This is a genomic window from Enterococcus sp. AZ140 (genome assembly GCF_051714405.1).
In the GTDB taxonomy this organism is placed as follows: Bacteria; Bacillota; Bacilli; order Lactobacillales; family Enterococcaceae; genus Enterococcus_B; species Enterococcus_B pernyi.
This window is the reverse complement of the sequence record NZ_JBIORU010000001.1, coordinates 327,943-350,275: the sequence shown is the minus strand read 5'-3', so window position 1 is coordinate 350,275 and position 22,333 is coordinate 327,943. Positions and strand designations below refer to the sequence as shown.

Sequence of the window (22,333 nt, the reverse complement as noted above, 5' to 3'; positions counted from 1 at the left end):
AGAATCGAGTGTTGATTTTTGTGGATTTCCGCTTATTTCAGAATTTTTTACAACTCTTGTTTTTGCATTTCCGAAAGCAGAAAAGATCACTGACTTTGCTTTTTTCGCAAATCTAAAAACAAAATAAAGAAATGAAAATGAGGTGAACAACCTTGATTGAAAAAGAAAAGAAATCTGTTCTTTTGTTCTTTGCTATTCTATTGATCATTTTAGGAACGCTCACTTTGATCTATCCGATTTTTGCTAACTATCTCGCAAATCGTGAACGTAGTACTGCTTCCATCAATTATCATCAAGCATTAGAACAGCTAACGGAAGATGAATTAGGGCATAAATTCGAGCAAGCAAAACGTTACAATGAATTGATTTATAAAGAACAACAAGGAGACTTGGTTGATTTCGATGAAATTGAGTACCAAACATTGATCAATACCGCTGGGGTAATGGGTACACTAGACATTCCCGCTTTGGCAATCGAAACCATGCCTTTTTATCACGGCACTGATTTTTTGACACTTAATCGTGGCTTAGGTCATTACGAAGCGAGTTCGATTCCAGTAGGCGGTGAAAACACACGGTCGATCATCACTGGTCATAGCGGTATCCAGAACCAAGTTCTATTTACTGATATCATCCATCTTCAAATTGGCGATCTATTCTTTCTCACGATTCTAGGCGAGCGCCTCGCTTATCAAATCGAATCCTTTGAAGAAGTCTTGCCGACTGAAGTCAATAAAGCCAAAATCATCCCTGGAAAGGATATGGTCACCTTACTGACTTGTACGCCACCAGGAATCAATACGTATCGATTATTAGTAAATGGTGTCCGGATCCCTTATAACGAAGCCGTTAATCGACAAGTTGAAAAACGAAATTTTTGGAGTTACCAAACCATTGTATTAGGCTCTTTCAGTGTTTGTTTCACTATCGCTCTCCTACTTATTGTTCGTTTTCGTTATCTAGTCAAACGCTTCCGCTCTGAAGATCCCTTTGTCAAAGAAAAATCCAGAAAAAAATTGCTTCGCCTTTATTTCTTGACCAAAGGACTCTTTATTACTTTAGTTCTTTCAATGGTTGCTTTACTAAGTGTCGGAATCTATGGCTATACACAAATTCAGAAACAACAAGAAATGGCGATCATTGATATAGGACAAAATACAGACCTTTCAACGTTCAACTTGCCAAAAATATCGGAAGCTAACTACTCTGAAATCGACATTGCGAGTGTCAATCTCAGTAACTTTTCCAAAGCGAAGATCAATTACCAACAAAGCATCAATGACTGGGGCATCGGAAAAATAATGATCCCAGAAGTGGCGATTGACTTACCGATACTTGCCGGTATGAATAATGACAACTTGATGAATGGCGTAGCCACTTACACGCAAAATCAACAACTCGGTAAAGGAAATTATGTCCTCTTATCACATAATGTATTTGAACAAAATGTCTTGCTTCATCAAATCGCTCAACTTCGTCTCAATGCAAAGATCTATGCGACGGATTTCAACGAGCTATTTATCTATGAAGTGAGTTACAACGATGTCGTCGTTGATACAGAGATCGAGTTACTCGAAATCAAAAAAGAAGCTCCACAAGCTATGATCACTTTAGTGCGTTGTGAAGGTGACATCGGCACACGTTTTCGCCGAGTCGTTCAAGGGAATTTAAGTAGTGTGAAAAGTCTAAACACATTATCTGCTACTGAATTAGCACAATTAGGCTTAGAAAAAAACCGTACAAACATAGATGGCACGATTCTCGCAGACTCTCCCGTCCATCCCATTAATTCTTGGTCAATGTCCGTGGCATCTAAGATCGTCGCCGAACCATTACAGACCTTGATCCCGATCGTTTTTTTCTTATTGGTTCCGATACTGTTGTTCCATATTGTATAAATGCTTTGCTCCACTGGATAAACCATCTTCAAAAGAACCACTTATAAAGGAGGCATGACTGATGCTTGTCAACAGTATCTTATCCCTTGTTGTGTTGGCTATTTTATTTTTCTTGGGAATCCAAATGATAAAACAAGTGAGATTGATTTTGCTAAAAAAGACAGCCGGCGATCAACCGCTTCTATATAAAAAAATCAGTATTTATGAACTGAAATTATTGAAAAAACAATTTTTTTATCTTTTGATCATCAACAGTTTGCTAACTATTGCATTGGCGTTTTGCGTCTACATGCTATTTGAACTAGAAAATGCACGAATAAATGACCATCAGACCCTTCTCGAGTTGGTTGAACAGGTCCAAGAACTAAAAAATCGTTTGGAATAACCAAAAGGACCAATCAAGTAAAAAAAGGGGGCTGTTTTCTTGTATATCTGGGCGAATGGTCAACTTCAAAAAAAGAAAAAGAAAGGACCATATATCTTCATATGTCTGCTTTTATGTGTCGTTTTTACTTATTCACTTCATCGCTATCACTTTCATCAAGTTACTGGAACATCGATGGAGGATACTTTAGTCAACGGCAACATAGTGATCGTGGACAAGTTTTCGTCACTTACACGTTATAGCATCATCGCTATTCAGCGATCCTCTACGGATGAAATCGTTAAAAGAATCATCGGAATCCCAGGAGATTCCATAAAAGTACATGAGAATGAACTGACCTTGCATTTGGGAAACGAGCCACATTCTCCTACAGAGATTTTTCGGCTGAGTCCAGAAGCAGTTGCGCAAATGAACCATTTGACCTATCTTCCCGAAAACACCTATTTTGTTTTAGGCGATAATCCGGATATTTCTGAAGATAGCCGGACATTTGGTCTTGTCAGTCATTCTCGAATACTAGGAAAAGTTATTTTTAAATAAAAGGAAGTGTTGAAAAGCTATGGGTAAAAACAAGAAGGATGGCTGGTTTTTCTCAAAAAGTTTATTAGATGAAATTTATCAACTACCATTAGCGGAAGAGATTGATTTGGAAACTGAGGAAGAACTACATGAACCATTCACAAAAAAAATAAGTGAGCTAACACTAGAAACAGCGATAGTGTCGGAAAACAAAACAGGAACCGATAGCCACTCGTCCCCCGAATCTTTAATACAAACCGGAGAGAATGGACGTATGTTGTATGTTAAGGCTCCTTCTGCTGCGTCGGAAACGAATTTGGAACAAATAGAAAAGGAACAAAAAAAGCAAGACGATAAAACCTTCACTTTAGAAGAACAAGAAGGTAAGCTATTGTACCAAGTAAAAAAGAAGTGAAGAAAAACAAGCTGCGCAGTCTGTCCCTACATCACCTCTCAAATACAAGATACGCTAGCAGAATCAAGAGGAGGTCGAAACAGAGGTGTTTAGCCTCGAGAAATAAGGCGCCATCCACGAAAATGGTTTTTCACATTTTTGTGGATGGCGCCTTATTTTCGAAGAAGTTACTCCTGTTTCCACCGTTTATTCGGTTTTAGAATATGCATGAGGGCTAATACACCAGACACGCTTGCTTTTGTTGTATCCACTTCCATGTGATTTTCTCACACGTTAATTTTCTGCCAAAATCGTTTCGATCGTTGCTAGTTCTTCTGGTGCAAAGACGAGATTATCTTTCATTTTGACACTTTCCTGCAACTGACTCAAACGGCTAGCACCGACTAAGACACTTGTCACTGATGGTTGTCGCACATTCCACGCCAATGCCATCTGAGCCAAGGTTTGTCCTCTCGCTTCCGCCACTTCTTGTAACTGTGTGATTTTACGTAGTGTCGGTGCAATCTGCTCTTCTGAAAGAAAAGGGATTTCTTTTCGATGCGCACGTGAATCTTCAGGAATACCATGTAAGTAGCGATTCGTTAACAAGCCTTGTGCCAATGGACTAAACGTGATTGCACCTAGTCCATTTTCAGCAAGAACAGGTACTAAGTCCGTCTCAAGTAATTCTCTTGAAAACAGATTGTAACGCATTTGATGGATCACGAAAGGTGCATCTTTTTTGCGTAAAATTTCCGCCATTCGCTGTGTGTCCGCTCCATTGTAGTTAGAGATACCGATATAAAGGGCCTTTCCTTGTCGAACTAATTGCATCAATGCCTCTGCGGTTTCTTCCAAAGGTGTTTCAGGATCTGGACGATGATGATAGAAAATATCCACATAGTCCAAACCCATACGTTGCAAACTCTGGTCACAACTGGCAATGATCGACTTACGAGACCCCCAATCGCCGTAAGGGCCATCCCACATATAATAGCCTGCTTTACTAGAGATAATCAGTTCATCTCGATAGGATTTGAAATCCTCTTTGAAAAGTCGCCCAAAGTTTGTTTCAGCTGCTCCAGCAGGCCCACCATAATTATTGGCTAGATCAAAATGGGTGATGCCTAAATCAAAAGCCCCCCTTAAAATTTCCCGCTGATTGCTGATGGGATCATATTCCCCAAAATTTTGCCATAACCCTAAAGACAGTAAGGGCAGCTTTAAGCCGGATTGACCGCTTTTACGATACTCCATGTTTTCGTAACGCGTTTTATCAGCTACATACATTTCATTCACTCCTTATTTTTTATGATTATCACAGAAGTCTTCCACTCCGAAAAAATAAGGAGTTACTTCTGGAATGCCGTTTTTTAGTTTTCAAGGATAGCAGATGACTACTAACCCAGCTTTTTGATCCCTCTCTATTTCAAGTACGCATGTATCCTCGTCTACTCGCAGGTGATGCATCAGCTCTTAGGGAAAACGCTATCATAATTGTGTTAACTTATTTATTTCTTGGATTTTTTTCTCCAATTGTGCGTCATTCTTTGCAAAAATGCTAATTGACGGCGGGTCTGTTTTATTTTTTTATAACGCTTTGGTTGCTTCCGATAAAATTGCTGATGGTAATTTTCTGCCGGCCAAAAAGCTGTCGCTGGCAAAATAGCTGTAACTATCGGTTTTCTGTAGCGACCTGATGCGCTTAATGCTTGTTTCGACGCTTCAGCAGTTTTTTGTTGCTCTTCATTTTGAACAAAAATGATTGGACGATATTGTTCTCCGCGGTCTTGGAATTGTCCAAATTCATCCGTCGGGTCCGTTACTTGCCAGTAAATCTCGACTAGCTCTTGATAACTGATCACTCGCTTATCAAATATGATCTCCACTGCTTCCACATGACCGGTATAGCCGCCACTGACTTGGTCATAATTAGGGGAATCAAACTGCCCGCCTGTGTACCCAGACATCACAGAAACAATCCCTGCTTTTTGCTCAAAAGGCTCTACCATACACCAAAAACAACCGCCAGCAAACACTGCCCGTTCTTGAACTGTCGGATCTGTCAGTTCGTGTTTAGAAAAATCATACCGCACTTCTCCTAACGGATCACCGACCATCTGCAAATAGAAATCCATGACATCTGGAGTTAGATTTTGTCGTAAAGCCAATGGTCGCAAAGAAACTTCCAACTTTTCAAGTACCTCTTTTAGAGAAACAGAAGTTGCTAACTCTTCTTTCGCTGTCATTAGTTGTTGCCGCTCCCAGTCTCGCGTATTTGGGTTTAAAATCAAATTGTAGAGAGTGGTGATTTCTTCCTCTTTCTTCATCGGGTCTCCCCCTCCCAAAGTGTCCACTGTCGATCCAAGGAAACAGGAAAAAGCTGAGATTGCTTTTCCCCTATTTTCTTGGAATCATTTAACATCTCTTAATAATACACTTCATCTAGAAAAAGCGCATGTGCGGGAACTGTCTCGCCTGCTTGCTGTCTGACTTTCGTTTCAAAAATCGTATCGATCAAAGATAAATCAGCTTTACCTGAACCAATATCTAAAATCGTTCCCATTAAGATCCGTACCATTTTATACAAAAAACCATCTCCTACAAATGTAAAATGAAGCATATTGCCTTCTTGTTGGATCGATAATTCTTCAATTGTACGTACTGTTGATTTTTTTGTTTTTTTCAATGCTGAAAATCCAATAAAATCATGTTTTCCTTCTAGTTTCCGACAAGCTTCTTCCATTTTCGCCAAATCAAGTGCCTTCGGATAATCAAAACTATGGTTTCTTTCAAACACTGTTGGAATTGGAGCATTCCAAACGTAGTAACTATATTTTTTCCCTTTTGCATTATATCTAGCATGAAAACGTTCAGGTACTTCTTCCACTTTTTTTACCACAATGTCTCTTGGCAAATAACGATTAAGAAAATCCAGCATCTCCATTCGACTCATTGTACTAGCTGTTTTGAAATTAGCTACTTGACCTCTGGCGTGTGTTCCAGCGTCTGTTCGACCAGAACCGATAATCTCAATCGTTTCACCGGTCATTTGCGAAATGATCGCTTCGATCTTTCCTTGGATCGTTTTTTCATCATTACCAAGTCGTTGCCAACCAGAATATCTTTTTCCATCATATTCGATCGTTAATTTTATATTTCTCATGTATTCTCCCTCTATTGGATCAAATGATCCATTGTTTTCATTTAGTGTCAGTATAGCAGATAACACCATCTTCTTCTCAAAAAAAAACGCAATCCAGAGATTTCTCTGTTTTGCGTTCTTTTCTTTTATAATTTTGATCAACCTAAGAATTTGAAGACTTCTTCCCGGTCGTAAAGTTTCAAGACTTTTTCAAATACCAATTGCGTAAATAAAGCAGCCGCTACTGGTACGACGAACCAACAAATCAACACCATCACGATATTTAGTCCAGCATCTAATGAAGCAAGAGGGCCAACTAAACCTACGATCCCAAAGCCCGCAGAAGCTGGTGTTCCTGATACAGAGAAAAGTGCGACAGGTATCGCTGTGATAACCGCACTTACTAAACATGGAAGCAAGATGATCGGTTTACGGAATAAGTTCGGCATCATCATCTTCATCGCACCTAACGCAATCGCGATCGTGACACCTGATTTATTGACACGCCAAGAATTGACGATCAACACAAATGTTGTGGCTGCAACACCCATAGCAGCAGCTCCTGCAGAAACTCCATCCAATTGGATCGCTAAACCAATCGCAACTGTTGAAATCGGTGAAATGATCAAAAAGGCAAATGAACAACCGATCAAAATAGACATCAAAAGAGGTTGCAATGTCGTAAAGTTATTGATACCTTCACCGATTGCAGAGGTGATCGCTGTCACATAAGGGAATAAATAAAACCCAATAAGACCTGCGCCCACACCGACAACGATTGGTGTCAATACGATTGCGACCGAGCCAAAAGCGTTACCGATCAATAGGATCAGACCAACAGCAATTGCTGCGGTGATCATGGTATTGATGATATCTCCTGTACCCGATCCTACATATACCCCTGCTTCACCAAGATCTGGCATAAAGCGGACAACACCAGAGCCGATAAATGCAGCACCAGCTACTACCATCATTTGCATCGGATTAAACCCAAATTGTAACCCGATCAAACCACCAATGATCAATGGTGTCGCTAATTGGAAGATCACAGCTAGTTGTGCGATCGTCACAGCAACAGGATATTCACTGAAATACTTTAAAATAGCTCCTAAAACAGCATTTGGAATCAGTCCTACGATGATCCCTGTTGCCGTTCCAGCTAATACTTTGTTCAAAAAAATTCTTGGCGTTAATTTATTCGTCGTATCCATTTATTTGTTCCTCCTATTTCGCCTGTAAAATCTGTTCTTTTGCATGCACGAGCGCTGTCAAAAAGTCACAGTAAGGCGTAGCGATCCCGTATTTTTTTCCTTTACGTGAAATCGCACCGTTGATATAGTCGATTTCTGTCAAACGGTTGTTTTTGATCAAATCTTGATGCATTGATGGGAAATGCATACCGATCGTTTCAGGATCAAAGCAAGTTTCACAGTGTGCGACTGCTTCTTCCACATCTAAATCAATATTTTCGGCTTTTGCTACTTGACCAAATTCATTTACGATAGCAACAACCATATCATGAGCCGTAGAAGTACGACCAAGTCCTGCCATATTCACGTCTAAGATCGTACATAAGCCGTTCATCGTGCCATTGACACAAGCTTTACGATAGATCGAGTAATGGATATTACTTGAATACTTCGCATTCAAACCAGATTTAGCTAAAGTTTCTGCCAATTCTTTCGCAGCTTCTTCTTGTCCGTCTCCTAAGTTTTGTAGTTCTACTGAACCACTACCGAATAATTTCACACGTCCAGGACCTTCTAGGCCTGCCGTCCACATTGTATTACCAATAAAAATATTTTTCATTGGTACAAATTTTTCAATAATATCTTCATGGCCGATTCCATTCAATAAACAAAGGACTTTTGTCTCATCTTTGATCATTGGACGAATATCTTCCAACATTTTTTCTAGTTGCATTGCTTTCGTGAATAAGACGATCAAATCAACTTTTTCTACGTCATTGATTTCTGATTGAAGAACGACTGGGATATCGACAACGATGTCCTCGCCATTAAAGTTTGCTTTCAATCCATTTTCTTTGATCGCTTCTACATGGTCTTTCCAACCATCGATCAATGTCACGTCATTTCCACCTTTTTGCAACATGAGTCCAAATCGACTCCCCATTGCACCTGCACCAGCAATTGCTATCTTCATTTCTTTGTTCTCCCCCTTTAATTTGGTTATACGACGAATAAGCAAATAATTCCCCTCACGATCATTCAATCATTCACAATGTCCGCTAGTTATGACTAATCATTCGTTTGAAAAACTATTTTACTTGACTCATTTTCCCATTTCCTTTGATTTATTTCAAATAGCCTGATTGATTGCTCACAAACGCAAGCGTTATCTATCCATTTTAAGCCCTAGTAGATGGGTTGTCGTACGACACTAAGGAGTATTATACACTAAAAACAGCCCGTTTTTTTAATATAACCTCGATTATTTTTGTTAATTTTCAAATCAACTACGTTATATAACTAATCAGATACAATTGTGAACTACCACACGATCCGATCCAAAAAACAGGTTTTCTGGTACTTTATAAACATATATTTCGCTAAAAAATCCTATTCCTCCTATTTATAAAAAAAAGCAGCTACCAGAAAGGATCACTGGCTTGCTGCTTTTCATTACATCATCTTATCTATTTTATCTTCAATCAGGGTGCCGCATCAATCGATTGATATGCACACCTAGATAGGTAACTTCCTCTTTCGTGATTTCCTGTTGGATCATTTTCTGGATATATTGCCTTACTTTGTCTGCATTTTCCATCGCCAATGGATACAAGGTACACATTTGCTGATATAGCCCATCATCTTGTCCATCCAGCATTTTATTCGCAAACAACCGTTCAACGAAAAAACGAACATGAGTAATAAAACGACTATAATGGATCGAGTCTGGAGCAATTTCGATTCGAATCGAATATTTTACTAAGTTGACGATGCCACCAATCATTTTCGCTTGCTTCATACTATCGGTTCCCTGACTTTCTTGAGACAATGAATTAATGACATGAAAGGCGATATTTGCCGCTTCTTCAATGGGTAACTCGACATCGGATTTTTCATTGAAGATCATCAAGGCTTCCTCCGCTGCTTGATATTCCTCCGGATAGTAATTCTTGATCTCCCAGTATAAACGATTGGTGATGATGATTCCTTTGGTCATACGTTCAACTGAAAAATGTAAATGATCAGGTAATGTTAAATAAATACTAGAGTTTAACCGTTTCCCTAGTCGTTTCTCCATACTGGAAACCATTGCTTTCGTTAATTCAAAATAGGTCAAAGGAACCTCTTTGATCAAATCCAATAATTGCATGGCTTTGCCTTCATCATAGGGCAGATAGATTTCATCAATCGAATCATCCGAGATGATCTCACCGGGCTTTTTGCCAAAACCGATCCCTTTTCCTAAAGCAATCATTTTTTGCTGATTGCTGTCGATCAATACCACACTGGAGTTAAGCACCTTTAGTATTTTCCTCATGATATCCTCCTTCGCTCAAGGTTATTCCTTGAGCGCATCGAACAGTTCCTTCACTCGATGGATCGACCGTTCGTTCTAATAACTTCTTTATACCAGTAAAATGAATCTTTACGCAAGCGATCATAACTTCCATTTCCTTCATCATCCGCATCTACATAAATGAATCCGTAACGTTTTGACATTTGAGAGGTTCCGGCACTGACTAAATCAATAGGTCCCCAACTTGTATACCCAATCAAATCAACCCCTTCATCGATGGCTGCTTTCATCGCTTTGAAATGTGCAGTAAAATAAGCGATTCGATAGGGATCATGGATTTCATCGTCTATCACTTCATCAAAAGCTCCCATGCCATTTTCAACGATCATCAAGGGTACTTGATACCGGTCATATAATTCTAGTAAAGAAATTTTCAAGCCTAAAGGATCAATTTGCCAGCCCCAATCTGTCGCTTCTAAATAAGGATTTTTAACACCCAAAACGGTATTCCCCGGTGTCCGCTCTGCCTTTGGATCTGCGGATTCACACATAGACATATAATAACTAAACGATAGGAAGTCTGCCGTATGTTCTTTCAATAATTCTTTATCACCAGGTAACATATCGATCGTGATATGACGGTTGGCTAAGTCTTTCAACACGAGTGGCGGATACGTACCTTTGACTTGAACATCCGCATAAAAATGATTGTTCATATTCTTTTTCAATGTTCGTTCCACATCTTCTGGTCGACTCGTCAACGGATAGGTCATCAATTTGGTCAACATACAACCAACTTGGCTACCAGGGATCTTTTCATGGCAATGTTTCGTTGCTAAAGCCCCTGCCACAAATTGATGATGTAACGCTTGATAGATAGCCGCTTCGATTTTGTCTGGTTCGATCGTATCAGTCAAAATCCCGGCAGTCGTAAATGGGTGTCTAAAAATACTATCCACTTCATTGAACGTCAACCAGTAATGAACGTACTCCCCAAATTCGTCAAAACAAGTATCTGCAAATCGAACAAAGTCATCCACCACACTTCGTTGAATCCAACCGTTGCCTTTCATCGCTAATGCTAGTGGCATCTCATAATGAGATAAGGTCACGATTGGTTCAATCGCTAAGCGCTTCATTTCTTTAAAAACTTCTTTGTAAAATGAGACACCTTCAGGATTAGCTGTCTTTTCATCCCCATTTGGAAAGAGTCGGGACCAAGCAATCGACAAACGTAATGTAGTAAACCCCATTTCCGCAAATAACGCTAAATCCTCTTTGTAACGATGATAGAAATCGACCCCTCGTCGTTTAGGGAACCACTTGTCTGTAGGGTCGGCTATTGCTTCTTCTACTTTTTTAATCGTCACACCTACATGGGCTGCGTAATCTTTGTTGTCTACATTAGGTTTATAAGTTGCAACATCTGCCACAGATAGTCCTTTTCCACCAATATTCCATGCTCCTTCTACTTGGTTTGCTGCAATTGCACCTCCCCATAGAAATCCTTCGGGAAAACCTGTTTGTGTCGTATCCATTTTTCTATTCCTCACTTTCATTTCTTCATTTTACTAAAGCAGAAATCATCAATAACTCAGTTTCGGGTGTCACTGATTGATTTTCTACTTGATGATCGATGTGATACTCCTTCTGATTGGTCACGACCACCACAACGACTGGATCAAATCCTGCTTGTTTGATTTTTTCAATATCAAACGCAAGCAAACGCTCGCCTGGTTGTACCATCTGACCTTCTTTAACAAAAGCCTGGAAGCCTTCACCTTGTAACTTGACTGTATCGATTCCTACATGAATCAGTAATTCTACTCCGCTCACCGTTCGTAAGCCGATGGCATGACCTGTCTCAAATAGCATGGTCACTTGTGCTTCTTCAGGAGAAAAAACAATACCTTCTTCTGGAATGACTCCGACACCTTCGCCAACCATCCCACTAGAAAAGACATCATCTGGGACTGTTTCAAGAGGAATCACTTGACCTTTGACTGGGCTCACGATCCCCCAAGTTCCTCCCCTACGACTCTCGTTTTCTTCTTGTGAAGTTGCTTCTTCTTGATCTTTAAAAAATACCAAGCCACCTACAAACGACACGACAAAAGAAAGAGCTGTACAGACAAATGCCCAGACAAGGTTCATCGGTTGATCTGCACTAGCAAACATAGTGATACTCGCAATCCCTGGTCCAACCAATGCGAAAGCTTCTAAAGCCATGATCCCGGCAAATATCCCGCCGATGAAACTAGAAAACATCACGATACTCAATACCCGTTTGTGTAAGATCGTGACCCCGTATAATGCGGGTTCAGTAATACCAAATAAAGCTGAGATTCCTGCAGAAATCGCTGTTTGTCGCAATTTCATATTTTTTGTTTTTAGACTGACGGCAAAACATGCACCAGATTCAGCGATATTATGTGCCAAAGAAGCCGGTAAATAGAGCATCTCTTTTCCTAACTCTCCCATTGAAGAAACAGCATAAGGAATCATCGCTTTGTGCATACCAGTAACGACCATCAATGGTAAAACTGCAGCAAGTAAACCTGTTGCTAACCAGCCTAATCGTTGATATAACTCGACGATCAAATATGAGAATGCGCCACCAACGTTATAGCCTAAAGGACCTAAAATCAGCAGTGCAACTGGGACAGTCACTAATAAAGCAACCATCGGAACAAAGAAAATACGAATCGGCTTCGGAGAAATCTTCGTGACATATTTTTCAACGATACTATAAAACAACACCGTTAAGATTGCTGGGAAGACTTGAGAAGCATACGCAATATTTTCAATTGAGAACCCTAGAAAGGACGTTCCGTCTGCTAGAAGGGTTGCCATCTCTGGTAAAAGCAAGGCACTCACTGCTGAAACAGCTACGATCTCATTGACTTTTAGCTTTCTTGCCGTCGTCATCGCAACTAAAATCGGTAAGAAATAAAGAGGCGCTCCTCCGATCAAATTCAATAGAAGGTAAGTAGATGAGTTTGCATCCATCACACCCAATAAAGATAAGAGCAGTAAAAGTGATTTTAAGACACCGCCACCTGCAATCGCGGGAATCAACGGTTGAAAAACTGAAATGATAAAATCAAGTAAAATTGTTCCAACAGGTTTCTTTTCTTTGTTTATGTTCTGATCTGTAGAGATTTCTCCGATCAGTTTGGCTAATTCGTCATAAACTTCCACTACTTCATTCCCAATGATTACTTGGAATTGAGCATTGCTACGAACACCGATGACCCCATCTAAGCGTTCTAACTCTTCACGATTTGTTTGTTTGACATCTTTCAACGTAAAACGAAGTCTAGTTGAACAATGTTCCAAATGAATGATATTTTCTTTTCCGCCAACGAATTGTAAAATATGCTTTGCTAAAGTTTGATAATCCATTTTTTCCACTCCTTCTTTCGTTTTTCTTTTTCGCTGCGCAGACAAAAAAGAAAAAAGCAGGCAAGACCATAAGAAATAACAACAAAGGATTCTTTGTGTGTCTTTCTTTAGGTCCTGCCTGCTTTACCAGTCACATGCCTGTTTTATTTACATTTACTATAACAAGTATTTTTTAAAATTGCAACCCCTTTCTTTTCATTCATTTAGCCACGGCTAAAAATCTCATAATCGATTTCATCGACTGATTTCGCCACTAGGATTGCTGAATACACATCAGAATTGACATTCAAAATCGTGCGCAACATCCCTACCAACCATTCAACACCAGTCGAATCAATCAATTTGTCATTAATTTTTATTGATCATTTGCCACTCGCCACTCTAATTCGTCTAACAGCGGTGTATAATCCACTTTGGTGAAATCAGTCACATCGAATGTATAAAGCGTTCCAAGTTCAAAGTGTTCATACTGTCGATCATTTATAACAGCTCTAAATTCTTCTTTGGTGATATGATTGGTTCCTAACGATCGATCGTCCAACGTATCCCCATAATGATAATGGTCCATGATATAACTCAAATGACGTTCAGGATCACGATCTCTTTTATAACGTCGTTGCCATAGTACATCAAAGTCTGCGTGCAAGCGAATCGTGATCACTTCATATCCATATGTTTTTGATAAGGCTTCTAACGGTCCTTTTTGTTTGTCACTGAAAGGATACTCTGAAACAATCACTTTCTTCCCTGCTTCCATGTACAGTTCCAATGCCTGATAAAAGAATGGATAAACCTTGTTTTTTTCTTGCTCTGCTCGTTCAGCTAAATTATCGAACCCAATTGATTCAGCGTAATACTCTTTGACTTCATCTAAGGTAAGACGATACATCGTTGGAAACCGTTCGAAGAGTCGTTCCATCAAATAAGTTTTTCCTGTCCCAGGACTTCCTGCCAAAAGAAACAAATATTTTTTCATTTTAGCTCTTTCCTGCATAGATCTCACTTCCTGTATTCAAAAACAGGCCGATTTTATGTTTGATGATTGCCTTTACTGCTTCGTTGGCTGGGATCACGTTGTGGCGTAATGATCGGCTGACTTCTGTTTCACCAAAGCTTTCTTTTGCTGTTTTCGTCCAGTTGACAAGTAGCTCTGTCCCAACATTGAATTTACGGATTCCATGGTTGATCAACTCTGGATAATCTTCCTCTTTCACTCCAGTACCGCCGTGGATGACCAAGGGAACATCGACTACTGCGTCGATTTCTTTCAGGAGTGGTAGATTGACTTCTGTTTTTGATTTGAATTGTCCATGATTTGTTCCAATAGCAATTGCTAATGCGTCTACTCCAGTTGCTGCTACGAATTCTACCGCATCCTCGGGTTTCGTATACACTTTATCATCTTCTGCCACATGGATTCCTTCTTCCGTCCCACCAATCGTTCCTAGCTCCCCTTCCACTGAGACACCACGAGCGTGGGCGTATTCAACGACTGCTTTTGTTTTCAAGATATTTTCTTTAAAAGGTAAATGGGAACCATCATACATTACTGAAGTATAACCGCTATCGATTGCTTGCTTGATATCAGAGAAATCACGCGCATGGTCCAGATGAAGGACAGCATCCACCATTTCTTCTTCAGCGATCGTTTTCACTACATTGACTAAGACATTCATCCCAATATATTTCGCCGTATCCACACTTGTTTGGATAATGATCGGCGCACCCATTTCTTTGGCTGCCCGTAACATTTCCGGCAACATCTCCAAGTTATGCGCATTGAATGCGCCCACGGTAAAATTCAAAGCTTCTGCTGTTTTTGTTACTTCTTTTAATGTCGTATACATTTTTTATAGCCACCTTTATTCTTATTTATTCCCTGTAATCGTGAGTTGTTTAGCAATTTGTCGCATCTCGTCCATTTTCCCCATATAATGATCAATCCCTTGATCGTTCCCAGCTCGTGCAGCTTCTGCTCTTTTTGCATTATATAAAGACATCAACTTCTTGTACCCATCATTGATACTTTTCTTCAGTGATAAACTTTTCTCAAGCTGTTCGATTGCCTGATCGTTATCCCCTAACTCAGCGAGTTTTAGTCCTACTTGTTCAAAAAGAACAGCTAGTTGGTCTGTTTCTTCTGTCTGGTCGATATCTTTCTTGAGTCGTTCGATTGCTGTTTGAAGTTCTTCTTTTTCTACGCTAGAAAGCGTCTGTATTACTTCAGGTTGCTCTTTTTTCTTTTTCAAAAAACCAAACATCATGATCCCTACTTTCACATTAGAATGCTTTTAAAATCGGACTTAAGAGCCAAGCGTAAAGTAGCGCTACCACTACTGTATCGACATCTGTCGCTGTCGCACTGACAAATCCCATTGAATTGAAAATCGTTACTAGTAATGCTGGCAACAAGGTAATAAAGAAACCATGAGCGATCCCGCCAATGATTGCTCCTCGTCGTCCACCAACTGCATTACCAAAAATCCCCGCTGTCCCACCAGCAAAGAAATTCGTCAACATCCCTGGCAGAATCATGGCTAATCCAAACATCGGTAACGTAAACATCGCAATGACCGTACCGATCGTTGTTGTGATGAACCCTAAAATCACCGCATTCGGGCTATAAGGGAAGAACACCGGACAGTCTAACGCTGGAATCGCATCAGGAACTAGTTTCATCGCAATCCCACGAAACGCTGGAACGATTTCGCCTAGTAATAAGCGTACCCCTGAAAGTAAGACGTATACACCCACAACAAACTGGATAGCTTGTAAAAAGGCAAACATGATGTAGTTTTGGCCCCCTGATAGCTCAGCCGCAAACGTCTCTCCTGCAAACAACACAGTCACGATATAAAGAGGTACCATCACCACCATGACCGATAGATACGTATCTTGTAAAAATTCAAAGTGAGCAGGCAATTTGATATCTTCAATCGATTTCTTATTCTCGCCTTTTTCACCAAAAATTTTTGCTACCCCAGCCTCAAATAAATAACCGATCGTACAAAAATGCCCTAAAGCAATATCGTTTGAACCAGTGACCTTGCGTATGATTGGTTGCGCCATCGCTGGCATCGCAATAGCAAAAACTGCCCCAATGAAACCACCAACTAAAATCAAGACAAATCCACGTAACCCAGCAAAGTACCCAAATACAGTGGTCATCGTCGCCATCCATAAGATTGCTTGACCAGTCAAGAAGATATATTTCCACTTCGTAAAACGGGCAAGTAAGATATTAAAGACAAAAATAGCTAAAAATGTTAATGCGATGTCTCTACCTAGACCAAGTTCATTCATTGCTTGACCATTGATTGCTTCAATTGAAGGAATGATCCCTTCCATTTGGAACCCTTCGGTAAAAATTTGCCCAAAATACGTCAAACTACCGACGATGATACTCGAACCCGCACTTAAAACTTGAAAGCCTAGCAATGTTTTCAATGTACCCGAGATAATCTGACCCGTTGATTTCTTTTGCAGAATCAGCCCTAACATCGCAATCAAGGCAATCGTGATCGACGCTTGAGTCAAAATGTTTTCGATAATAAAATTGATAACGCCCATGTTTTCTCCCCCTATTTTTCTTGATTAGATAGCTCCCTTACTTTGTAAAACTGGTGTTAACTTCTCTTCGATCTCAACTTTTGAGACGATATTTTTCAAGTAAATCATGGCTGTTGTCGGATCAATGGTAAATTTCTCAAATTGTGAACGAAAATTCTCTGCGGTAATGATCACATCCGGCTTCATCGAAACGGCTGACGAAATATCACAATGATCCAGCTTAGCTGTCACTCCTAATTTATTCAATACATCTTCAGCTGACATTTGAGCGGCAAAACTACTTCCTAACCCTGCGCCACATACAAATAAAATATTCAATTTGTTCATTCCACTCTCTCCTTCTATCTACTTAAATAGTAGTTTTTTAAATGAATCTACATTAGGACTTTCGATCAAACGAGTCAATTTCGTTTCGTCATTGATCAACTCGATCAACTCTTTCATGATCGTTAAATGAGAATATGAATCCACCGCTGCTAAGCAGAAAATGATTTTAACCGGATCCATCTCTTCATTGCCAAAATCAACTGGCTGACGAATCGTCGCGACACTCACCCCTAACTTATTGACGCCATCTTCTGGTCTGGCATGGGCTAATGCCAGATGCTTGCCAATAACGATATAGGCGCCATACTCTTCTACTGCACGGACCATCGCATCAACATAACTTGACTCAACGATATTTTCTTTCAACAATGGTTTAGCCACTCGTTCAATCGCTTCTTGCCAATTGTCTACGTGTTCTTGGATCAATATATGATTATCTGTCAAAATGTCTTTTAGCATTGGTTGGATCTCCCTTTTATTGATTTCTAAATGATTTTGCTCAAATAATGTTTCTAATTTGGTGTAGATTGGCCGATCGATCTTGCCTCCACTTTCTTCCACGATCCGCAAGACGTCGGTAAACAATTCTGTTTGCCCACTCTCTGTCGGAATCAGTCGTTGGACCTTTTGGTGAGCATTTAAAAAATCTGCAATGATCGGACGATTCGCATCGGTTAAAATAGGCTCCAACACAAGCAGTGGTTTGTTCTGATCTGATAATTGAAACGTACTGAAAATCAAATCGACATCTAACTTATCCACCAACTCCGCTTCTTTAGAACTCAATACCGCGACAACTTCGATTTGTGGAAACTTCTCTTTTAAATTTTCTGCTAATAGATTGCCTGTCGCCAGTCCATGGTGACAAACCACCACTGCTTTATACATGGACGTGACATTCTGTTTGATCGTGCTAGCAACCGTCGAAAAATGGATCACTAGAAAAGCAAGTTCATCTTCGATTATCTCTCCCCCAATGACTTCCTCGATTGTTGGGACAAACAACTCAACGGCTTCATAGATGGGGCGGTAATTGGCCCGAATATTTTCTTTCAAAGGATTCGTGACTTGGATTCGATGTTTGATGCGAATGATCAAAGCTGTCATATGTTTATAAAGATTTTCACACAGGATTTCTTCTTTTAAGTGAAATGGGATACGGGTCTGTTCCTCGACGAATTGGATCAGTTGGATCGTCAACAGTTGTGCTTGGACCCATTCCAACGAATTACTGATATCTTTTGAACTGAATGTCTCGATCGTAAAACGAAGGTAGTTTCTTTCAACCGGCGGAACGTCTGTCAAACGAAACTCAGCGATCACCTTTTCAATAAAGTCAGTGAAACCGTCTTTTTTTTCGTTACTATTTTTCCAATTGATGGCTGCAATAAGTTCATGCTTTCTGACTCGCTGGACCCAAATCATCGTAAACAGCAACAGTTGATTTTTGTAGATATCATCTTCTTGTCTGATCATAGTATCTGTATAGATGGCTTCGAGCTTTACAATCTCCGAAGGTGGAAAATACTGTTGAAAAATTCTTTGAGCCGCAGTGATTTTCGTACCATTTCTTGCTGAAAAATCAATTCTTCCTAGATTCTTATTGATCAAGTCATAAATCATCGTGCGGATGGAGCGCTCCGCTCCTTTATAGACTAATCCCTGTCTACCAAAACTCACGATCTCGATACCGTATTTGATCAAATCCGCTCGCAAACGACGCATATCTTCGTCCATCGTACTTTTCGAGATCATGAATGCTTCTTCCTTACGATTCAAATAAACTGGCTGTTGCTCATAAGCAATTGATAACACTAAATCAAAGGTCCTCTCGTCACGATTCAACAACTCCTCTTGATAAGTCACCAATGCTTCTGCCAGTCTTTTTTCTTCCTCATCGCTTAAACGCAATAGAAACCCTTGCTTACGAACCGTTTGGATCTCTGCCAGCTGATTGGCTCGCAACCAACTATTGGCATCCAACACATCTTGACGAATCGTTCGTTGACTGACTTGGTACTCTAACGCTAATTGTTCCGCTTTGATTGGATAATGATATGCTCTAAATCTTTGAAGTAACTCAATCGTTCTCGTTTTCATATGATTGATTTTCCTTTCTGAACCAAGTATATGTTGGCGCTTCCAAAATAAAAAGTAGAGATTTCTGCCAATTAAGTTGGCAAAAAAGTAAGAACGCCTGTACTAATTTTTCAAGCAAGAAAGTAGCAGAAGTACCTACTTTCGAGAAATAAGCCGCACAAGTCGAAAATAGTCTCTCCTATTTTTGGCTTGCGCGGCTCATTTTCTGAAAAAAACCTTCAGGAAGCTCGCTTATTCGATTGTTTAGAAATAATCATTTCGCTCAACCAAACAGCTATTTTGTCACTCGTTTTAGTTGGTTGATACCTACTGATACGATCGTTAAATAATTGAAGAAGTAACTCAATCTTTGACAAAAACCTAGTTTATCCAATAGTGGAAGGTGATTCAGCACTGGGATCCTTGCCAGTCCGTAAATCATCGCACTCAGCAGACTCAAGCTTATTAAGACGATATACATTCGACTGATTGGTTGATTCGCTTCTTTTCGATAGAGCAATAAAGCAAAAACCGGAAATAAAAGAAAGCCACTATAACCTAAACTAGAACCAACATTATGTACCCACGTTGAGAAATCCCACGAAGTAGCTTGGGTGTTAAGACTAAACAATCCTGTAAAAAGGCAATCGCCTATCGCATAGAAACCTAGTGAAACAACCAACCATTTCGCTAAATGAGTAGATACTTTTTCAAACGAAGCATACAACGCAGGTAAGGATAAGATAAAAAAGATTCCTGAAAAAACAGAATAAACAAGAAAGAATGTTCTCACTGGACTTGTGACGTCACCGAACACACTGATTGGCAGCCTCAATTGATCTAAACCAGGATAGAACAAGCCCAAAATATAAGGTGTTGAAAAATCACTCAACACTCCTAGAAATAAAAAATAAAGCCCATATCGTCGTAAAAAAAACATGTACTCCTCCAAAACACTTTTATTCTTATATACAGAATAACATTTTCAATTTAATTGCAAAACAAAAAATCCTATTGATTCTGTCACACTCAGTGAGTTAGGATCAGAGGATTTTTTGCTTTGACATAGCTTATTTACTATATTCTCAAAAAAGTTATCTTTTTAAAATCAATGGCTCACGACGCGCTAGTTTAAGTGAATGGATAATGAATTGTCTCTTTGTACGTTTCAAATAATTCAGCATTCAATTGATCGCCACCGTCTATATTGGCAGAATAGAAAATCGGTGGATGTTTCACTCCCTCAGAAATCAACTGTTCACAAACTTCTACAATGATCGTATTGAGAATGGACGCTCCAATCACCGTAGAAGAAGGCCCGATCTTTTGTGATAGCCCTGTTAGTTCACAACAGGCATCTCCGATGTCGCCGTGGTTATCGATCACGATATCCGCAATTTCAAATAATCGTTCCCCTGATGAATGGCGACTAGTTACAGATTTCGAGTAAGATACATTTGTTAGTGCGATGATTTTTACTCCTTTTTCTTTTGCCACTTTAGCTAAATCAATAATGATCGGGTTTCTGCCAGATACTGAATGAAGAATCAATACATCATTTTCTTTAAAAGGAATCGTTCCGGCTATGGCCATTCCATAGCCTTCTAATCGCTCCATTTGACTCGTAAAGGTTACTGGATTTCGATCCAACATCACTTCTCGTCCAAATATTGCATTGATCGTCATCATTCCTCCAGCGCGGTAATACATTTCCTCTGCTAAAATACCCGCGTGGCTGGCGCCAAAAATATAGATAGAATGTTTTTGTAAATTTGCTTGAGTCAATAATTTAATCGCTTCTCCAATGGATTGCCTTTCTTTTTCTTCGACAATTGTTAATAGTTCTCTGATTTTATCCATGTAACGAAACATTTAAAACCCTCCAAACAAACTGCTGATTCCTCGTCCAATCATTCCCCACAATGACAAATCGTTTCCGCCAAAAATCAAGATCCAACTTTGGATCGTTGTACTGAAAATCATGGCAGAAAAACCAACTAAAGCAACCATTGCGACAGATGCTGCAATCGTTCCGAGAACTGCCCCACGAAAACCGCCTTGGCCTTCACCAATGACTGCAGCTCCACCACATTCAAAGAAACTTGTAATGACCAATGGTACGATCAGTACACCAAATAACTGGAATGAATTTGCTAAGACAACTAAAATCGTTGAAGTGATCATCGCAACGATAAACCCAATAATGACCGCATTCGGACGATAATTGAATAGAATCGGGACATCAAAAGCAGGTTTCGCACCTGGTACCACTTTTTCAGCAATCCCTTGGAAAGCTGGAATAATTTGATTAATCAATAAACGAACACCATACAACATGATCAATAATCCAGCACCGAAATTCAACCCAGCTTCAATGGCAAACATAACAAGATTCCCACCTTCTGGAATCAAAACTGGTGCGATGATCCCAACTACCACATTCATAAGAAACATGACCAGTGCACCCGTTATCGAAATTTCACGGAAAAATGAAAGGTTCTCTGGAACATTGATATCTTCTGTCGATTTTTCTTTATTTCCCACACGCTTTGCCACAAATCCTGAAATCAATGATATGATCCCTGTCGGATGACCGATCAAGAAAGAATCATCACCGGTAGCATCCCAAACATATTTGCGCATGATCCATGGCATGAATGACCAATAGCAAGCAGACAATAATGCACTGATCCCAATCAGTAAAGTGCCAGTTAGACCAGCCTCTACTCCGGCAGCTACAAATACAAATGGGAACCACCACAGCATGTGCCCAGTCAGAAAAATCGTTTTGACTGGTGTAAACCGAGCAATCAATAAATGGATGATCAATCCTAAGAACATAGCTAAACCGACTGTACCACCGTATTCTGCTGTAAAAGTCACATCAGATAACCCTTCAGTAACTTGCACACCTAATTGTGTCTGGACCGCTGTATTGATAGGAGCTATCGTCCCTACCAACATATTTACCCCAGCCGTTAACGCCACCATCCCAAAGGCTGCGGTCAAGGAACCTTTGATGATTTCTGAAAATGACTTTCGTTGGATGATCAAACCGATCATCGCGATCAGGGCTAAAAGAACAGGTGGATTTTTCAAAATATGATCGCTAATAAAATTCATCA

The 22,333-nt window shown here is 39.9% G+C and carries 21 protein-coding genes and 1 pseudogene; 4 read left to right on the top strand and 18 right to left on the bottom strand.

Annotated features, from left to right (window positions below; translation table 11 throughout):
- Positions 1 to 152 precede the first annotated feature (152 nt).
- The 4 genes from IGJ39_RS01700 to IGJ39_RS01685 all read left to right on the top strand — a co-directional run bounded on the left by IGJ39_RS01700 (position 153) and on the right by IGJ39_RS01685 (position 3,217).
- Positions 153 to 1,898: a sortase family protein gene (locus IGJ39_RS01700; protein ID WP_019722903.1), complete on the top strand. Its 1,746-nt coding sequence runs from the start codon at positions 153 to 155 to the stop codon at positions 1,896 to 1,898.
- 61 nt (positions 1,899 to 1,959) lie between these two features.
- Positions 1,960 to 2,283, top strand: a complete 324-nt coding sequence (locus IGJ39_RS01695; RefSeq protein ID WP_019722902.1) for a hypothetical protein — start codon at positions 1,960 to 1,962, stop codon at positions 2,281 to 2,283.
- A 39-nt stretch (positions 2,284 to 2,322) separates the two neighbouring features.
- Positions 2,323 to 2,823, top strand: coding sequence for a signal peptidase I (lepB, locus tag IGJ39_RS01690; RefSeq protein ID WP_019722901.1), 501 nt, complete (start codon positions 2,323 to 2,325; stop codon positions 2,821 to 2,823).
- Between the two features lie 19 nt (positions 2,824 to 2,842).
- Positions 2,843 to 3,217, top strand: coding sequence for a hypothetical protein (locus tag IGJ39_RS01685; RefSeq protein WP_019722900.1), 375 nt, complete (start codon positions 2,843 to 2,845; stop codon positions 3,215 to 3,217).
- A gap of 273 nt (positions 3,218 to 3,490) precedes the next feature.
- On the opposite strand, the gene IGJ39_RS01680 is transcribed toward IGJ39_RS01685, so the two are convergent.
- The 18 genes and pseudogenes from IGJ39_RS01680 to IGJ39_RS01595 form a co-directional block, all read right to left on the bottom strand.
- Positions 3,491 to 4,486: an aldo/keto reductase gene (locus IGJ39_RS01680; RefSeq protein WP_019722899.1), complete on the bottom strand. Its 996-nt coding sequence runs from the start codon at positions 4,484 to 4,486 to the stop codon at positions 3,491 to 3,493.
- Between the two features lie 221 nt (positions 4,487 to 4,707).
- Positions 4,708 to 5,526, bottom strand: coding sequence for a peptide-methionine (S)-S-oxide reductase MsrA (msrA, locus tag IGJ39_RS01675; RefSeq protein ID WP_019722898.1), 819 nt, complete (start codon positions 5,524 to 5,526; stop codon positions 4,708 to 4,710).
- A gap of 98 nt (positions 5,527 to 5,624) precedes the next feature.
- The gene (gene truA, locus IGJ39_RS01670) at positions 5,625 to 6,362 is read right to left on the bottom strand and encodes a tRNA pseudouridine(38-40) synthase TruA (protein WP_019722897.1); all 738 of its coding nucleotides are present in this window, start codon (positions 6,360 to 6,362) and stop codon (positions 5,625 to 5,627) included.
- 137 nt (positions 6,363 to 6,499) lie between these two features.
- Positions 6,500 to 7,552 (bottom strand): PTS sugar transporter subunit IIC, encoded by a 1,053-nt coding sequence (locus tag IGJ39_RS01665; RefSeq protein WP_065096955.1) that lies wholly within the window; start codon positions 7,550 to 7,552, stop codon positions 6,500 to 6,502.
- Positions 7,553 to 7,565: 13 nt separating this feature from the next.
- Positions 7,566 to 8,504: a 2-dehydropantoate 2-reductase gene (locus tag IGJ39_RS01660; RefSeq protein WP_438764145.1), complete on the bottom strand. Its 939-nt coding sequence runs from the start codon at positions 8,502 to 8,504 to the stop codon at positions 7,566 to 7,568.
- A 504-nt stretch (positions 8,505 to 9,008) separates the two neighbouring features.
- On the bottom strand, positions 9,009 to 9,848 hold the full coding sequence (locus IGJ39_RS01655) for a PRD domain-containing protein (protein WP_108144782.1): 840 nt from the start codon (positions 9,846 to 9,848) through the stop codon (positions 9,009 to 9,011).
- Positions 9,849 to 9,898: 50 nt separating this feature from the next.
- Positions 9,899 to 11,365 carry a glycoside hydrolase family 1 protein gene (locus tag IGJ39_RS01650; RefSeq protein WP_438764144.1) on the bottom strand — a complete coding sequence of 489 codons (1,467 nt, stop codon included), beginning with the start codon at positions 11,363 to 11,365 and terminating at the stop codon, positions 9,899 to 9,901.
- A 25-nt stretch (positions 11,366 to 11,390) separates the two neighbouring features.
- Entirely contained in the window at positions 11,391 to 13,232 is a 1,842-nt protein-coding gene (locus tag IGJ39_RS01645; RefSeq protein WP_438764143.1) for a beta-glucoside-specific PTS transporter subunit IIABC, read from the bottom strand.
- 203 nt (positions 13,233 to 13,435) lie between these two features.
- Positions 13,436 to 13,558: pseudogene (locus tag IGJ39_RS01640) on the bottom strand (dicarboxylate/amino acid:cation symporter); the annotation flags it as partial.
- A gap of 29 nt (positions 13,559 to 13,587) precedes the next feature.
- A complete protein-coding gene (locus tag IGJ39_RS01635; RefSeq protein ID WP_438764142.1) occupies positions 13,588 to 14,208 on the bottom strand; it encodes an AAA family ATPase in 621 nt (206 codons plus the stop codon).
- Position 14,209: 1 nt separating this feature from the next.
- Positions 14,210 to 15,079 (bottom strand): class II fructose-bisphosphate aldolase, encoded by an 870-nt coding sequence (locus IGJ39_RS01630; protein WP_271552376.1) that lies wholly within the window; start codon positions 15,077 to 15,079, stop codon positions 14,210 to 14,212.
- A gap of 21 nt (positions 15,080 to 15,100) precedes the next feature.
- On the bottom strand, positions 15,101 to 15,493 hold the full coding sequence (locus tag IGJ39_RS01625) for a tetratricopeptide repeat protein (protein ID WP_438764141.1): 393 nt from the start codon (positions 15,491 to 15,493) through the stop codon (positions 15,101 to 15,103).
- Positions 15,494 to 15,512: 19 nt separating this feature from the next.
- Positions 15,513 to 16,802 carry a PTS sugar transporter subunit IIC gene (locus IGJ39_RS01620; RefSeq protein ID WP_438764140.1) on the bottom strand — a complete coding sequence of 430 codons (1,290 nt, stop codon included), beginning with the start codon at positions 16,800 to 16,802 and terminating at the stop codon, positions 15,513 to 15,515.
- Between the two features lie 24 nt (positions 16,803 to 16,826).
- The gene (locus tag IGJ39_RS01615; protein WP_010736508.1) at positions 16,827 to 17,129 is read right to left on the bottom strand and encodes a PTS sugar transporter subunit IIB; all 303 of its coding nucleotides are present in this window, start codon (positions 17,127 to 17,129) and stop codon (positions 16,827 to 16,829) included.
- 18 nt (positions 17,130 to 17,147) lie between these two features.
- A complete protein-coding gene (locus IGJ39_RS01610; protein WP_438764139.1) occupies positions 17,148 to 19,229 on the bottom strand; it encodes a BglG family transcription antiterminator in 2,082 nt (693 codons plus the stop codon).
- A 274-nt stretch (positions 19,230 to 19,503) separates the two neighbouring features.
- Positions 19,504 to 20,148 carry a DUF998 domain-containing protein gene (locus tag IGJ39_RS01605; protein WP_438764138.1) on the bottom strand — a complete coding sequence of 215 codons (645 nt, stop codon included), beginning with the start codon at positions 20,146 to 20,148 and terminating at the stop codon, positions 19,504 to 19,506.
- A 191-nt stretch (positions 20,149 to 20,339) separates the two neighbouring features.
- Positions 20,340 to 21,080 (bottom strand): sugar isomerase domain-containing protein, encoded by a 741-nt coding sequence (locus tag IGJ39_RS01600; RefSeq protein WP_438764137.1) that lies wholly within the window; start codon positions 21,078 to 21,080, stop codon positions 20,340 to 20,342.
- Positions 21,081 to 22,331: a PTS ascorbate transporter subunit IIC gene (locus tag IGJ39_RS01595; protein ID WP_438764136.1), complete on the bottom strand. Its 1,251-nt coding sequence runs from the start codon at positions 22,329 to 22,331 to the stop codon at positions 21,081 to 21,083. It lies immediately after the preceding gene.
- Positions 22,332 to 22,333: the final 2 nt, after the last annotated feature.

Excerpts from the sequence above, each read along its gene's own strand:
- IGJ39_RS01635 (WP_438764142.1), bottom strand. The coding sequence starts at position 14,208 with ATGAAAAAATATTTGTTTCTTTTGGCAGGAAGTCCTGGGACAGGAAAA.
- IGJ39_RS01685 (WP_019722900.1), top strand. The coding sequence starts at position 2,843 with ATGGGTAAAAACAAGAAGGATGGCTGGTTTTTCTCAAAAAGTTTATTA.
- IGJ39_RS01655 (WP_108144782.1), bottom strand. The coding sequence starts at position 9,848 with ATGAGGAAAATACTAAAGGTGCTTAACTCCAGTGTGGTATTGATCGAC.
- IGJ39_RS01650 (WP_438764144.1), bottom strand. The coding sequence starts at position 11,365 with ATGGATACGACACAAACAGGTTTTCCCGAAGGATTTCTATGGGGAGGT.
- IGJ39_RS01620 (WP_438764140.1), bottom strand. The coding sequence starts at position 16,802 with ATGGGCGTTATCAATTTTATTATCGAAAACATTTTGACTCAAGCGTCG.
- IGJ39_RS01625 (WP_438764141.1), bottom strand. The coding sequence starts at position 15,493 with ATGTTTGGTTTTTTGAAAAAGAAAAAAGAGCAACCTGAAGTAATACAG.
- msrA (WP_019722898.1), bottom strand. The coding sequence starts at position 5,526 with ATGAAGAAAGAGGAAGAAATCACCACTCTCTACAATTTGATTTTAAAC.
- IGJ39_RS01600 (WP_438764137.1), bottom strand. The coding sequence starts at position 21,080 with ATGTTTCGTTACATGGATAAAATCAGAGAACTATTAACAATTGTCGAA.
- IGJ39_RS01615 (WP_010736508.1), bottom strand. The coding sequence starts at position 17,129 with ATGAACAAATTGAATATTTTATTTGTATGTGGCGCAGGGTTAGGAAGT.
- IGJ39_RS01630 (WP_271552376.1), bottom strand. The coding sequence starts at position 15,079 with ATGTATACGACATTAAAAGAAGTAACAAAAACAGCAGAAGCTTTGAAT.
- IGJ39_RS01645 (WP_438764143.1), bottom strand. The coding sequence starts at position 13,232 with ATGGATTATCAAACTTTAGCAAAGCATATTTTACAATTCGTTGGCGGA.
- IGJ39_RS01665 (WP_065096955.1), bottom strand. The coding sequence starts at position 7,552 with ATGGATACGACGAATAAATTAACGCCAAGAATTTTTTTGAACAAAGTA.
- IGJ39_RS01595 (WP_438764136.1), bottom strand. The coding sequence starts at position 22,331 with ATGAATTTTATTAGCGATCATATTTTGAAAAATCCACCTGTTCTTTTA.
- IGJ39_RS01695 (WP_019722902.1), top strand. The coding sequence starts at position 1,960 with ATGCTTGTCAACAGTATCTTATCCCTTGTTGTGTTGGCTATTTTATTT.
- IGJ39_RS01610 (WP_438764139.1), bottom strand. The coding sequence starts at position 19,229 with ATGAAAACGAGAACGATTGAGTTACTTCAAAGATTTAGAGCATATCAT.
- IGJ39_RS01660 (WP_438764145.1), bottom strand. The coding sequence starts at position 8,504 with ATGAAGATAGCAATTGCTGGTGCAGGTGCAATGGGGAGTCGATTTGGA.
- IGJ39_RS01680 (WP_019722899.1), bottom strand. The coding sequence starts at position 4,486 with ATGTATGTAGCTGATAAAACGCGTTACGAAAACATGGAGTATCGTAAA.
- truA (WP_019722897.1), bottom strand. The coding sequence starts at position 6,362 with ATGAGAAATATAAAATTAACGATCGAATATGATGGAAAAAGATATTCT.
- IGJ39_RS01605 (WP_438764138.1), bottom strand. The coding sequence starts at position 20,148 with ATGTTTTTTTTACGACGATATGGGCTTTATTTTTTATTTCTAGGAGTG.